The sequence below is a fragment of the Bradyrhizobium sp. SK17 genome (assembly GCF_002831585.1).
GTDB lineage: Bacteria > Pseudomonadota > Alphaproteobacteria > Rhizobiales > Xanthobacteraceae > Bradyrhizobium.
The window spans coordinates 2283925-2297858 of record NZ_CP025113.1 but is presented as its reverse complement, the minus strand read 5'-3'; the positions used below and the strand labels follow the sequence as shown (position 1 = coordinate 2297858).

The following is a 13934-nucleotide window of genomic DNA, read 5'->3' as shown; positions in this document are numbered from 1 at the left end:
CGCCATTCCCCCCGGAGGGCTTATATAGGCGGCATAATTCCCGTCATCGCCGATGACTACCAGCTTCGCCTCGACAGAGGTGGGCGAAGCACAAAGGAGATTTGCCATGAGCAACGCACCGCTGATGCCGAAGGCGACTGCCGTGTGGTTGGTCGATAATACCGCCCTGACCTTCGATCAGGTGGCCGATTTTACCAAAATGCACCCCCTGGAAGTCCGCGCCATCGCCGACGGCGACGCCGCCCAGGGCATCAAGGGCATGGACCCCATTTCAAACGGCCAGTTGACCCGCGAGGAGATCGAGCGCGGCGAGCGCGACCAGAATTACCGCCTCAGGCTCCAGGAGAGCAAGGTGGTGCTGCCGTCCGCCGCCAAGAAGAAGGGCCCGCGCTACACCCCGGTGTCGCGCCGCCATGAGCGGCCCAGCGCGATCCTCTGGCTGGTGCGCAACCACCCCGAGTTGAAGGACGCCCAGATCATGCGTCTGGTCGGCACCACCAAGACCACGATCGCGAGCGTGCGCGACCGCACCCACTGGAACGCCTCGACGCTGACCCCGATGGACCCCGTCACGCTCGGCCTGTGCTCGCAGATCGAGCTCGATTTCGAGGTGCAGCGCGCTGCCAAGGAGAAGCCGACCACGACCGTCTATGGCGGCGCCACCCTGCTGCCGGCCTCCGAGACCACGCGCAAGGACGAGTTCGACGACCAGCCGGCCGAGAAGCATGACGACCTCAACGTCGATGCCGTGTTCGCCAAGCTGAAGACGATCGGCGGCAAGAAGGCCGACGACGAGGAAGAGTGAGCGCGGATCGCGCATCGCGTAGAATGCAATGCCAAACGCGGCGGGACCACCCGCCGCGTTTTTGTTTGCAGCACGCGGTGCTTGCGGCCTTCGCTCAGCCGAACGAGAAGCGCCGGTGCGCGAAGTCGAGCAGCGGACGCTCGAAGTAGCGGTAGCTCAGGGCGCACAACCCGAACGTCAGGACAAATGCGCCGAACGTCAGCGAAATGCCGGCGAGGCTCTCGATCGTTCTTGGTTCATGCAGCACGGCGAACAGCAGATAGACGATGACGTGGTGGGTGAGATACGCCGCGTAGGAGGTTCTGGCGAAGAAGGTCGCGACCGAACTGCGCAGGATCGCGAGTTTTGGTGAGCCACGGTTTTCCAGAACGACGAACAGCAGCGCACCGAAGAAGATCTCGACCTGGGTGTGCGAGAACGCCACCGACCAGCGCTTCCAGCCGAACAGCCATAGCAATGGAAGCGACAGGCTCGACCATTTGAGGATCGCGGCGACGCGTCGGGAGACCTCGGCATCCGGCTTGCGATAGAGCCGCCACCAGGCGATCAGCGCGCCGATCGCGAGCGAATCGATCCTGAATTGCGGCAGCACGTACCAGCCATAGGCGTCCGGCAGCGCGCTGTCGATCAGGCGCCCGATCGGGCAGATCAGGATCGGCACCAGCAGGATCGCGAACAGTCGCTCCGGCGGCACGTTGCGGACCAGCAACGGAAACAGCAGATAGAACTGCTCCTCGATCGCAAGCGACCAGGTCACGGCCAGAAAGTAGGCGCCGTCGGTCTGCGCCTTGGCCATGCCGAAATTCTGCAAGCCGAACAGATACAGCCAGCCAGGCACGCCCCTGGTGTCGAACAGGTCGGGGCTCAGCGAGAAAGTCCAGCCGATCAGCGCGGCGGCGCACATCAGATAGTAGAGCGGCCAGATGCGAAACGCGCGCCTGCCGTAGAACGCCGAGTAATATCGCTCGGCCGTGCGATGCCGCAGCAGGATGTCGGTGATCAGATAGCCGGACAGAATGAAGAACAGGTCGACGCCGAAACGCCCGACATGCAGCAATTTCCACGGCCAGCCGTCGGGACCATCAGGCGTTCCGAAATAGTGCCAGATGACGACGATCAGGACCGCGATCGCGCGCAAACCGTCGAGCTCGCCGATCCTGTCACGCTGCACCGCGAGCTCGCCTTCCTTAGGGATCCGCGCCGTAGCCGCGGCGCCTAGTGCCGGTCCGGATTGTTCATCATGTATTCGCCGAGATCGCGCTGCCGCCGATCGGTACGGGCTTCGGCGTTCTGGCGCTGGACGTCGCGATCCTTGCGGCAGGCGACATATTCGGGCGAGCCGACCGCCACCTTGCCATTCGCCTGGCAGTACTGATCGTCGTCGCCCATGCTCTCCGCGATCGGCGATCGCCCGCGCTCGAGGCAGCCTGCCAGCAGCGGCAGGGCGAGCAGCAATGCGAGGGGCGCGCGTGCGGAAATGGATCGCATCTGTGGGTCCGTAGCTCGTGGCGTCATGGCGTTGGACGCCGGGATGACCCGGCAATCCATCAAAATCAAGGCCATTTTGCTTCCGGATGCGTAGCTCGATTGCACGGTCGGTGCCTTCATCGATCATCTCGCCCGGGGCCACCCCTCTCCCCACCCTCCCCCGCAAGGGGGAGGGAGCCTGACCCGCGTGCTCACCTGACGTGAGGGAGCCGATAGCGGAAGGGTTCCCTCCCCCTTGCGGGGGAGGGTTAGGGAGAGGGGTGCCACACGGGTGGTCGATCCGGATGCGCGCGAAGCACGCCAAGACGTTCGACCTACGCCTTGCCCTTTAGCGCCTCGCCGATCTCGTCGAGCACCTTGGGGTCCTCGATCGTGGCCGGCATGGTCCAGGGCTCGCCATCGGCGATCTTCTTGATGGTGCCGCGCAGGATCTTGCCGGAACGGGTCTTCGGCAGCCGCGCCACCGTGATCGCGAGCTTGAACGCCGCGACCGGCCCGAGCTTGTCGCGCACCAGCGCCACGACTTCCTTCTCGACCTGATCCGGCGGCTTGGTCACGCCGGCCTTCAGCACCAGGAAGCCGCACGGCACCTCGCCCTTGATCGCATCCCTGACGCCGAGCACGGCGCATTCGGCGACATCCGGATGCGAGGCCAGAATTTCTTCCATGCCGCCGGTGGAGAGCCGGTGGCCGGCGACATTGATGATGTCGTCGGTGCGGCCCATCACCCAGACATAGCCGTCGTCATCCTTGTAGCCGGCATCCGAGGTTTTGTAGTAGCCGGGGAATTCCGAGAGATAGGCATCCCTGAAGCGATCGTCCTGCTGCCACAGCGTCGGCAGGCAGGCCGGCGGCATCGGCAGCTTGATCACGATCGAGCCCATGGTGCCGGCCGCGACCGGCTTCGCCGCCTCGTCGACGATGTCGACCTGATAGCCCGGCATCGGCACCGTCGGCGAACCGTGCTTGACCGGCAGTTGGCCGAGGCCAACCGGATTGCCGGCGATGCACCATCCGGTCTCGGTCTGCCACCAGTGATCGATGACCGGCACCTTCAATTGCTGTTCGGCCCACTCCACGGTCGGCGGGTCGGCGCGCTCACCCGCGAGGAACAAGGTGCGGAAGCTGGAGAGATCATAGTTGCGGATGAACTTGCCCTCGGGGTCTTCCTTCTTGATCGCGCGAAACGCGGTCGGCGCGGTGAAGAAGGCGACCGCCTTGTGCTCGCTGATCACGCGCCAGAACGCGCCGGCATCCGGCGTGCCGACCGGCTTGCCCTCATACATGATCGAGGTCGCGCCGTGGATCAGCGGGCCGTAGACGATGTAGGAGTGGCCGACCACCCAGCCGATGTCGGAGCCGCACCACCAGATCTCGCCGGGCTTGACGCCGTAGAGATTGTACATCGACCATTTCAGCGCGACGAGATGCCCGCCATTGTCGCGCACCACGCCCTTCGGGATTCCGGTCGTGCCCGAGGTGTAGAGGATGTAGAGCGGATCGGTGGCGGCGACCGGCACGCAGGGCGCCATCTTGCCGGCGTCGAGCGCGGCACGGCGCAGCGTCGCCCAATCATGGTCGCGGCCCGCGGTGAGCTCGCAAGCCTGCTGCGGCCGTTGCAGGATGATGCAGGTCTCCGGCTTGGTGCCGGCGAGACGGATCGCTTCGTCGAGCAGCGGCTTGTATTGCACGATGCGCCCGGGCTCGATGCCACAGCTCGCCGAGAAGATCAGCTTCGGCTTGGCGTCGTCGATCCGGGTCGCGAGCTCCTTCGCCGCGAAGCCGCCGAACACCACGCTGTGCACGGCGCCGATCCGCGCGCAAGCCAGCATCGCGACCACGGCTTCCGGGACCATCGGCATATAGAGGATGACGCGGTCGCCCTTGGCCACGCCGAAATCCTGCATGACCGCGGCGAGCGCCTGCACTTCCTTCAGCAGCTCGGCATAGGTGAATTTGGTGATCGTGTTGGTGAGCGGGGAATCGTGGATCAGCGCGACCTGGCTGGCGCGGCCACCGGCGACGTGGCGATCCAGCGCATTGTAACAGGTGTTGACCACTGCACCGGTGAACCAGCGTCCATAGGCGCCGGTGGATGGATCGTAGATCTTCTTGGCCGGCTCGATCCAGTCGATCTCGCGCGCCGCTTCCGCCCAAAAGCCCTCGGGGTCTCGAAGCGAGCGGGCATACACCTCATGATACCGGCTCTGCTGAATGTTCATCGCGTTTCTCCCAGTGCATCCCTCGCGTCATGGCCGGGCTTGGCCCGGCCATCCACGTCTTTCGAAGCCGAAGCAAAGAGAGACGTGGATGCCCGGCACAAGGCCGGGCATGACGAACACGGATGGTTCGTCATCTTTGGCGGTCATTGTCATGGGCTCGACCGATAATTCAAGCCGCAAACTCACCGACGTTAGCACTAATAGCCGTCGACCCCGTTGATCTGCTGCAACCGCTCGCGCATTGCTTTTTGCAGATCGTAGCCCGGCTTGCCGAATTCGGCATTGCGGCGGACGATGAACTGATCCTGCGCGCGCTGCAACTCGCGGGCCTGACGCGGGTCCTTTGCCTCGCGCACCGCGCGAAAGGTCGATGCGCCGATCTCGCGATCGAGATCGGCGAGCTCGGGATTGGCGCAGATTGCTTTTTCCACCGGGCGGCGCGCCTTGCGGCAATCGAAGCTCGGCTTGCCGGCGACCGCCATCATCGCGCCGATCCGCTCCAGTTCCAGCGACAGCGACTTGTAGTTGGCCTTGGCAGCGGCATGGTTCGGGTCGAGCTTGACGGCCGCGCCGAAATCGATAATCGCCTTCGGCCGGTCGCCCTTGCGGCGCCACAGCTCGCCGCGCGCATTGTGGGCATCGGCGAGCGACGGATCGAGCCGGAGCACGGTGTCGTAGTCGGCGATCGCCCGATCGATCATCTGCTTGCGGTCATAGGCGCCCGCGCGCGCCGTCAGGGCCTTGATCCGATCCGGCCTCGCGGTCTTCTCATTGTCGATCAGCGCGCCGCAGACCTCGATGGTCTTGTCGTCATCCGCCGCCGCAGCCGCCGCGACGCAGGGGCCGGGATCGGCCTGCACATCCTTGCCGGGCTCGCTGCTCGTCGCGCACGCAACGCCGGCCGAGAACCATACGCAGACCAGCGCCGCGCCCAGAGTTGCAGAATTGCGTCGCATGTCGATCACCGAGACAACGTCCTCTTCGATGCGCGGCCCGCCGGTCTCCCGTTGCCGGCCGCACGCCATTTGCCGCAAAACCACACGCTGGATTATACGTCAATTGCGACGATCGGCTGCACCTGCAACCGCATTCGGAGCCGCATCCGGGGGTTCGCCTTGCTGACATTCGAATGGATCATCGGCCTGTTGCTCGCAGCGGTGGCGCTGTCGGCGCTTGCGCGGCGGATCAAGGTGCCCTACCCGACCTTCCTGGCAATCGGCGGCGTGCTGTTGACGCTGCTGCCGTGGGCGCCGACCTGGGCGCTGGAACCGGAACTGGCGCTGGCGCTGTTCGTCGCACCGGTGCTGCTCGACGCCGCCTTCGACACCTCGCTGCGCGATCTCCGCAACAACTGGCTGCCGGTCTCGACGCTGGTCGTGGTCGCGGTCGGCGTCACGACGACGGCGGTCGCCGTGGTCGCGCGCTGGCTGCGGCCGGACATGCCATGGCCGGTTGCGATTGCGCTTGGCGCGATCGTAGCGCCGCCGGACGCCGCCGCCGCCACCGCGATCCTGCGCCAGGTCAAGCTGCCCTACCGGATCCAGAAGATCCTCGAGGGCGAAAGCCTGCTCAACGACGCCAGCGCGCTGCTGATCTATCGGGTCGCGGTCGGCCTGGTCGCCGCCGAGCACATGAAGATCCGCGAGTTCGTGCCATCGATCACGATCGCGCTGGTCGGGAGCCTCGCTGCCGGCTACCTGTTTGCGCAGGTCTGGATGATGATCACCCGCCGCGTCACCGAGGCGCCGAGCGCGATCATCACCCAGTTCGGCGGCACCTTCATGGTGTGGATAATCGCCGAGCATCTCGGGCTGTCCGGCATCCTCACCATCATCGCCTATGCGATCACCATCGCCCGCACCGCGCCGGCGCGCACCTCGGCACGGTTGCGCGTGTCGTCCTATGCGGTGTGGGAAACCGTGGTCTTCGTGCTCAACGTGCTGGCCTTCATGCTGATCGGCCTGCAATTGCGCCCGATCTGGTCGGACCTCGACGCCGAGGTGCGGTGGAAATATTGCAGCTTCGCGGCCGCGATCCTCGCCGTGGTGATCCTCGCCCGCATCCTCTGGGTAATGCCGTACGGCGCGCTGCTGCGCACGCTGAAGGCGCGCCATCTGCTGCCCGCCGATGTGGTGGAGGCGGTGCCGACCCTGAAGCGCGGCTTCATCGTGTCCTGGTGCGGCATGCGCGGCATCGTCACATTGGCGGCGGCGTTCGCGCTGCCCGAATGGTTTCCGTATCGCGACCTGATCCTGCTGACGGCGTTTGCCGTGGTGCTCGGCTCGCTGGTGATCCAGGGCCTGACCTTGCGGCCGCTGATCCTGGCGCTGAATTTCGATGACGACGATCCGGTCGGGCGCGAGGCGGCGCATGCCCGCAGCATCGCCTTTCGTGCCGCGCTCGAGGCGATCGAAACCGATCCGTCGGAGGAAGCCGAGATCCTGCGGCTCGAATACCGCGCCGTGCTGCTGCGCGCCGAGACCGATGGCGGGTTGAGTTCGCGCGAGCTGCCGGCCGATCCGCTGCGGCGCCGCGCCATTGCCGCCGCGCGCCAGGCACTGCTCGGTTTGCGCCGCACCGAGGCGATCGGCGACGACGCGTTCCATCTGGTCGAGGAGGAACTCGACCGCGCCGAGCTCAGCGCCGAGGTGTAAGCGTGAAGAGATTGGGTTGAATCGTCGCCGCGACGGCACTGCGCTCCCTCTCCCGGAGAGTAATACATCCTTTACAAAAGTGGATAGATTCTGTATAACGGAACCATCGGAGTATCTCGATGACCAAAGCCGTTTTCAGAGCCCTGAATTCTACGACGAGGAAAAGGCCGCGAAGGCTTTGAGGCTCATCTGAAGGAGTTTGATTTCCGCTACAACAATCATTCTAGCCTTGGCGTCACCGATGGGGAACAGACGGCAAATGCTCTCAAAGGTACTGAGGGCAAGCGCCTGACGTACCGGCCGATTAACCAAGGTTAGCCGCCCAAAACAGGCTGCAAGTGATTCATTGCATAGAGAAGACGGCTCGACTCCAAGTAGAAACTGTATAATCTCTTGGTACGGGGGTGAAATGCCTATACCTTTTGTACCGCCGCGGGCGCGTATTCTTATTTGTAATTTTGATCTAGCGCGCATCCATCCTGAAATGACGAAGGGGCGCCGAGTGGTTGTTATCTCTCCGCGATCATACAACCATCGACACGGTCAAGGCCCGGGGCGGTGCTTGGTAATTCCATTCTCGGCAACGCAGCCAATCGAGATTAAGCCAGCACACGTTCCGTTCCCGGCCACCAAGTATGCATGCCTCACAGAACCCACATGGGCGCTTTGCGACGTAATTAGCTGCATGTCCCATGCACGGCTAGATAACGTCCAGATTGGCGGCGTTAACCAATTGGAGTCAATCGACGATCAGGATATGGAACGCATCGCGGTTGGAATGAAGCACGCTTTGGACCTTGCCTAGCAGCAGTTCCAACGCCATATTAAAACTCTATCCCCTCGGGGACCGACGGGGGAATGTGAACGGGCTACGAAGGACCGTTAGGCAACCCCTAAAAAGGCCTCACCGAGTAGTTTCGGTGGGGCCTTTCGTTTTTCACTTTCCCAGCGCGCTCTTCTTCTTGGAAGACCGCTTCCCGGAGATATTCATTTCTTCGTGCGGTTTCGGCTTCACTCGCACGAAATCTCCTATCAGTCGCTTTGTGGCATTTAGCGCTTGATCGTCCTCAGGTGACATATGGCAACCGCCCCTCATCAAGTAAAGTTTTTCGGACGCGTCCATCCTACCGGAATAAAACTTTCAATCCAAAATCAAGCGCCCATAAGTTTCATTGAATCGACTGGTCAGTTCAAGGCCGAGTACCATATTAGCATCGTCGATTCTGCGATCGAAGTCTTATGCTACTTTGATAATCGGACGCCGGCGCACCCCTATGAACTTTGGCAACAGTGTCTTCTGATCGTGCAGGGGCTCGTCGACTTGATCGCATTTCAGATGGGCGCTGGCGCAATCACCATCATAGATAGGTGGATTAACGATCAGGGAGTGGAAGATGGATTTGCCCTAGCAGACCCGATCCTTAAGCCAGTCTGCACTTCCTTCGGGCAAGACGAACGGTTTTCACGCGTCGCGAATTTAATCATGATAGAGCCTGCGATCATGTCGGCCTTAAATGATCTGGTGATTGCCAACGTCATCGTCACTCAATGCCTAATCAACACCGCGAGAGCGGTGGAAACTATCCGCGTTCTTATTGCTGGACCTACCGAAAAAAGTGACGAACGAAAAAAGGCATGGGAACTCATGCAAAAGGTTCTCAATGTGAGCCAGCCCTACGTAGAATACGTTACCAAGAATTCTTTTGCGCCCCGACACGGGAATCAAATCGCAGTTGTTGCAAGAACGGTGCATGAGTCCAGACGACGCGCATGGACAATCATGGACAGATTTCTGCACTATCGTCTCAGGGGCAATCAGCCCTTACCGCTCGTTTGGTTCCCTATGCTGACTGGATAATTGCGGCTCGATCATTGAAGCCTAAACACGGGGCCGCGTCTTCTGCCCGCGCTGCCTTAAGCGTTTCCTTAGTAGGAATGCGAGGCACCAAAACCATTTCTGAATCGCCGCCCTGTCGAGAGGCGGAAATCTTGTCCTCATTCACTTTTGTCAATTATTGGCTCCCTGCCGCGCCGAGCTCAGCGTCGAGGCGTAGCCGCGCTCACGCGCCCGATTTCGAGGTGATACCGCCGTCGACCACGAGCTCGATGCCGGTGACATATTTCGATTCGTCTGACGCCAGGAACAGCGCGGCATTGGCGACGTCCCAGGCATCGCCCATGTGGCCCATCGGCACCTGCGCGTCGCGGGCGCGCCACATCGCCTCGACATCGCCCTTGGCGTAGCTTTGCGCCAGCCCCGCCGAATGCGCCACCATCGGCGTCTTCATCAGCCCGGGCAGGATCGCGTTGACGCGGACATGTTTCGAGGCGAACTCGACCGCGGTCGAGCGCGTCATCTGGTTCATCGCCGCCTTGCTCGCATTGTAGCTGACATAGGAGATGCCGACATGGCGGATCGAGGCGATCGAGGAGATGTTTATGATCGAGCCGCCGCCCTGCTTGATCATGACCGGAATGACGTGCTTCATCGACAGATAGGCGCTCTTGAGATTGACCGCGAACACGCGGTCCCACTCGGCTTCCGCCACCTCCACCACGCTGCCGACCTCGGCGATGCCGACATTGTTGTCGAGCACGTCGATACGGTCATAGGCCTTCAGGCAGGCCGCGACCATCGCCTCGACCTCGGCGGCGCGCGAGACATCGGCGGTGAAAGCGGCGGCCTTGCCGCCCTCCTCGGTGATGATCTTGACCGTCTCCTCGGCCGCGGCGCCGTTGCGATCGACGCAGAACACGCTGGCGCCCTCGCGCGCAAAGGTGACGGCGGTCGCCTTGCCATTGCCCCAGCCCGGCCCGATCGAGCCCGCGCCGACCACCATCGCAACCTTGCCCTTGAGCCGATCCATCGGTCGTTCTCCCGTTTGTCGTTGTGACGATCGTAGCCGGATGAGCGCCGCGATATCCGGGGCGGTGTTCCCGCATATCGCGCCGCTCATGCGGGCTATCGATCGTTGCAAGCTCTCATCGTGGTGACATTAGCACCGATCGGATGCCGGAAAATCTCCGATAGCGTCTGGCAGCGTCCCGCCGCGCACAGGTGCCATTCGCCGGCAGCGCCGGAATTGCCGAGCACGACCTCGGCCCTCGGCACGGGCTGCGGCGACCATTGAAACCAGCCGTCGACGAGGCGTGCCTCCGGCGGCGGCTCCATGCCGGCGCCAGTGCCCTTGATGCGGGCCTGCTGCAACGTGAGCCCGGCGGGCGTGACCAGCCAGTCTTCCTGCCATGCGGTCTTCTCGATCGAATGGGTCCAGGCCAGCGTGAAGGCCGCGACCTGCAGCGTCTTCACGACCCCTGCGGAGGCAAGGCAGAGGCTCAAGCTGCGGCCACCGCATCGCGCGGACGTCGCCGCCATTGCCACAGCACGACAGCGGCGGCGAGCGTGAAGCCCGCCGTATCCGAGAACTGGAAATCGCCGAGCAGGCAGAGCGCGGCGCCGAACGCGACCGCGATCTCGATCCAGCTCAGCCGCGTGAACAGGAACCCGATCGCGACGATGCCGAACAGCGCGATCGCCACCAGCGCCTTGAAACTCGCCAGCGCCACCGCGCCGTAGAAGCCGAGCTGCGCGGCCATCGGGTCCCCGCCCTGCAACATCAAGGCCGGCGAATAAACGAAGATGAAGGGAATGACGTAGCCGGCAAGCGCGATCCGCATCGCCTCCCAGCCGATCTTGTCCGGGTTCTCCTTGGCGATCGGCGCCGCCGCCAATGCCGCGAGCGCCACCGGCGGCGAGAGGTCGGCCATGATGCCGTAGTAGAACGCGAACATGTGGCTTGCGATCAGCGGCACCCCCAGCTTGGCCAGCGCCGGGGCGGCGAGCGCGGCAGTGATGATGTAGGTCGGGATCGTCGGGATGCCGGTGCCGAGCAGGATCGACAGCAACATCGTCATGATCAGCGCCAGGAACAGGCTCTTGTCGCCGAGCCCGATGATCCAGCTGCCGAAGATGGTGCCGACGCCGGTCTGCGTCATCATGCCGATGATGGTGCCGACGATGGCGCAGGCCATGCCGACCGTCAGCGCCGACTTGGCGCTGTCGGCGAGCGAGTCACGACAGGCCCTGAGCGTGGCGCGGCCGCCGCGCGTGATCGCGGCGATCGCGATGAGGCCGGCAACGACGCCGATGACCGGGACGATCTCGAGCCCGTGGCGCGACACCGCGGCGACCACCAGCGCCAGCCCGATCCAGAAGATGTAGCGCACGACGGTGTTGGAGACGCCGAGCGTGATGCTGGCGCCGAGGATCAGCGCCACCGTCAGCGCGAGACCCATGCTGCCGGCATAGAGCGGCGTGAAACCCTCGAACAGCATGTAGACCAGCGCGGCAAGCGGCAGCACCAGGTACCAGCGCGCCACCAGCGCCTTCCAGGCGCTCGGGATCTCGGAGCGCTTCATGCCGACGAGGCCATGCTTGCCGGCTTCCAGATGCACCATCCAGAATGCCGAGGCGAAGTACAGGATCGCCGGAATCACGGCGGCCTTGACGATCTCCGAATAGGGCACGCCGAGCGTCTCCGCCATGATGAAGGCGACCGCGCCCATCACCGGCGGCATGATCTGGCCGCCCATCGAGGCGGTGGCTTCGACGCCGGCGGCGAAGGCGCGGCGATAGCCGAACTTGATCATCAGGGGAATCGTGAACTGGCCGACGGTGACGACGTTGGCGACGCCGGAGCCGGAGATCGTGCCCATCATGCCGGAAGCGAACACCGCCACCTTGGCGGGGCCGCCGCGGGTGCGCCCGAACAGGCCGAGCGAGACATCGGTGAAGAGCTGGATCATGCCGGCACGTTCCAGGAACGAGCCAAACAGGATGAACAGGAAGATGTAGGTCGCCGACACGTAGATCGGCACGCCGTAGAAGCCTTCGGTGCCGAACGAGAGATGGGTGACGATCTGGTCGAAATCGTAGCCGCGATGGTTGAACGGCGACGGCAGATACTGCCCGAAGAACCAGTAGAGCAGACAGGCGCCGCACATCAGCGGCAGTGCCGCCCCCATCAGCCGCCGCGTGCCCTCGAAGATCAGGATAGCGAGCAGCGTGCCGACCGCGAGATCCATGTGGGTCGGATCGCCGTCACGGGCGATCAGGTCGGCATAGAAGATCCACTGGTAGAGGCCGCAGAGGAAGCCGCTCGCGCCGACGATCCAGCTCACCGCGCGGCCGAACGCGGTCTTGGCGGTGAAATTGCCGATCAGGCCAAAGGTCAACAGGATCAGGAAGCCGACATGGACGCCGCGCACCACCTGGCTCGGCAAATAGTTGAAGGCCGCGACATAGAGCTGGAACACCGCGAAGGCGAGGCCGATGGCATAGGCCAGATGCCCCCAGGCGCCGGGGCCGAAACCTTCCGGAAAGCCATGCTCGAAATTGTCGAATTCGACCTTGACGGGCTCAACGCCCCCAGCCTGCTGCTGCATCTATCAGTCCCCCGGCGTGCCTACGAGGTCCGGGCACCTGCGTCGTGCCGCGACCGCGCCCCTCGCACGTCATGCGCGGGCTTGCCCCGCGCATCCATCGAAAATCAGAGTCTTTAGAAAGATCGATGGCCGGGTCAAGCCCGGCCATCCATCCTCGAAACGCAACCGGCCTTACTTGATCAAGCCCTTTTCCTTGTAATAGCGGATCGCACCGGGATGCAGCGGCACCGGGCTGCCGGTCGCGGCGGCCTCGAGCTTGATCTCCTTGCCCGCCGCATGCGCGTTGGCGAGTTCCGGCAACGATTCGTAGACCAGCTTGGTCATTTGATAGGCGAGGTCGTCCGACACCGCGCTGGAGGTGACCAGGTAGTTCACGACCGCCGCGGTCGGCACATCCTTGTCCTGGCCGGTATAGGTATTGGCCGGGATGATCACCGAAACGAAGGGCGGGCCGATCTTGTCGACGGTCTCCTTCGGCACGGCGACGACGTTGATCTCGCTCGAGGTCGAGAGATCCTTCAGCGAGGCGACGCCGAGGCCTGCCGATTGCAGCGTGGCGTTGAGCTGGCGGTTCTTCATCAGGTCGACCGATTCGGCGAACGGCAGATACTCGACCTTGCCGAGATCCTTGTAGCTCATGCCGGCGGCCGCGAGGATCGCGCGCGAATTGAGCTCGGTGCCGGACTTCGGCGCGCCCACCGACAGGCTCTTGCCCTTGAGGTCGGCCAGCGTCTTGATGCCGCTTTCGGCGGTGGCGACGATCTGGATGTAGTTCGGATAGATCGCGCCGATGGTGCGCAGCTTGTCGAGCTTGGTCTTGAAGCCGGCCTCAGCGTCGCCTTCCCAGGCGGCCTTCAGCGAATCGCCGAGCGTGAAGGCGATCTCGCCGCGGCCCTGCTGCAACAGCACCAGGTTCTCGACCGAAGCCTTGGTCGCCTGCACCTGGGTCTTCACGCCAGCAATCTTCTCGCCGTAGATCTTCCCCATCGCGACGCCGAGCGGATAGTAGACCCCGGAGGTGCCGCCGGTCAGCACATTGATGAACTGCTGGGCCTGCGCGACGGGCGCCGACAAAACGCTGGCTGCCACGATCGCAGCGGCCATCAACCTTGAATTCATGAGCATTATTCTCCCCTAAGCCGGCCGGAAATTGGCCGGACACCCCCGCCGGGTCAACCTATCCAAATGACGCATACGTGACTGAAATCCCGAAGGCCGCATCGCGTGGCCGATACGGGAACTCTGCGCGCAAGCGGGTTGGGAGATGGGCCATCACGCCGCGAGGTATTACTTGCAGCCGTGCCAATGCATCGGGCGCTC

12 protein-coding genes and 1 pseudogene are annotated in these 13934 nt (G+C 63.5%); 5 read left to right on the top strand and 8 right to left on the bottom strand.

From position 1 onward, the window contains the following. Window positions 1–106 precede the first annotated feature (106 nt). Complete coding sequence (locus CWS35_RS10750) at window positions 107–805, top strand: DUF1013 domain-containing protein (protein WP_024579077.1); 699 nt, start codon at window positions 107–109, stop codon at window positions 803–805. Between the two features lie 94 nt (window positions 806–899). Here the strand turns inward: CWS35_RS10750 and CWS35_RS10745 are convergent, their stop codons facing one another. The 4 genes from CWS35_RS10745 to CWS35_RS10735 form a co-directional block, all read right to left on the bottom strand. Continuing rightward, complete coding sequence (locus tag CWS35_RS10745) at window positions 900–1976, bottom strand: acyltransferase (protein WP_024579076.1); 1077 nt, start codon at window positions 1974–1976, stop codon at window positions 900–902. A 44-nt stretch (window positions 1977–2020) separates the two neighbouring features. After that, entirely contained in the window at window positions 2021–2293 is a 273-nt protein-coding gene (locus CWS35_RS38910) for a hypothetical protein (RefSeq protein WP_029878796.1), read from the bottom strand. Between the two features lie 314 nt (window positions 2294–2607). Continuing rightward, window positions 2608–4515: a propionyl-CoA synthetase gene (locus CWS35_RS10740; RefSeq protein ID WP_100951882.1), complete on the bottom strand. Its 1908-nt coding sequence runs from the start codon at window positions 4513–4515 to the stop codon at window positions 2608–2610. A gap of 197 nt (window positions 4516–4712) precedes the next feature. Continuing rightward, window positions 4713–5471, bottom strand: a complete 759-nt coding sequence (locus CWS35_RS10735; RefSeq protein WP_100956222.1) for a tetratricopeptide repeat protein — start codon at window positions 5469–5471, stop codon at window positions 4713–4715. Between the two features lie 159 nt (window positions 5472–5630). On the opposite strand from CWS35_RS10735, the gene CWS35_RS10730 reads away from it, so the two are divergent. From CWS35_RS10730 to CWS35_RS10720, 4 genes and pseudogenes are all read left to right on the top strand, one after another. After that, the gene (locus CWS35_RS10730) at window positions 5631–7169 is read left to right on the top strand and encodes a sodium:proton antiporter (protein ID WP_100956220.1); all 1539 of its coding nucleotides are present in this window, start codon (window positions 5631–5633) and stop codon (window positions 7167–7169) included. Window positions 7170–7358: 189 nt separating this feature from the next. After that, window positions 7359–7487, top strand: a pseudogene (locus CWS35_RS40050) (IS1595 family transposase); the annotation flags it as partial. Window positions 7488–7578: 91 nt separating this feature from the next. Beyond that, on the top strand, window positions 7579–7974 hold the full coding sequence (locus CWS35_RS40595) for a type II toxin-antitoxin system PemK/MazF family toxin (RefSeq protein ID WP_100951881.1): 396 nt from the start codon (window positions 7579–7581) through the stop codon (window positions 7972–7974). Window positions 7975–8247: 273 nt separating this feature from the next. Continuing rightward, complete coding sequence (locus CWS35_RS10720; RefSeq protein WP_100951880.1) at window positions 8248–9027, top strand: hypothetical protein; 780 nt, start codon at window positions 8248–8250, stop codon at window positions 9025–9027. Between the two features lie 202 nt (window positions 9028–9229). Here CWS35_RS10720 and CWS35_RS10715 read toward each other — a convergent pair whose 3' ends face one another. From CWS35_RS10715 to CWS35_RS10700, 4 genes are all read right to left on the bottom strand, one after another. Continuing rightward, complete coding sequence (locus tag CWS35_RS10715; protein ID WP_024579071.1) at window positions 9230–10036, bottom strand: SDR family NAD(P)-dependent oxidoreductase; 807 nt, start codon at window positions 10034–10036, stop codon at window positions 9230–9232. A 95-nt stretch (window positions 10037–10131) separates the two neighbouring features. Next, on the bottom strand, window positions 10132–10545 hold the full coding sequence (locus CWS35_RS10710) for a DUF1850 domain-containing protein (RefSeq protein WP_100951879.1): 414 nt from the start codon (window positions 10543–10545) through the stop codon (window positions 10132–10134). Then, window positions 10506–12614, bottom strand: a complete 2109-nt coding sequence (locus tag CWS35_RS10705; RefSeq protein ID WP_024579069.1) for a TRAP transporter permease — start codon at window positions 12612–12614, stop codon at window positions 10506–10508. Before CWS35_RS10705 ends, CWS35_RS10710 begins: the two co-directional genes overlap by 40 nt. 171 nt (window positions 12615–12785) lie before the next feature. Then, window positions 12786–13733: a TAXI family TRAP transporter solute-binding subunit gene (locus CWS35_RS10700; RefSeq protein WP_100956218.1), complete on the bottom strand. Its 948-nt coding sequence runs from the start codon at window positions 13731–13733 to the stop codon at window positions 12786–12788. Between the last annotated feature and the right edge of the window lie 201 nt (window positions 13734–13934).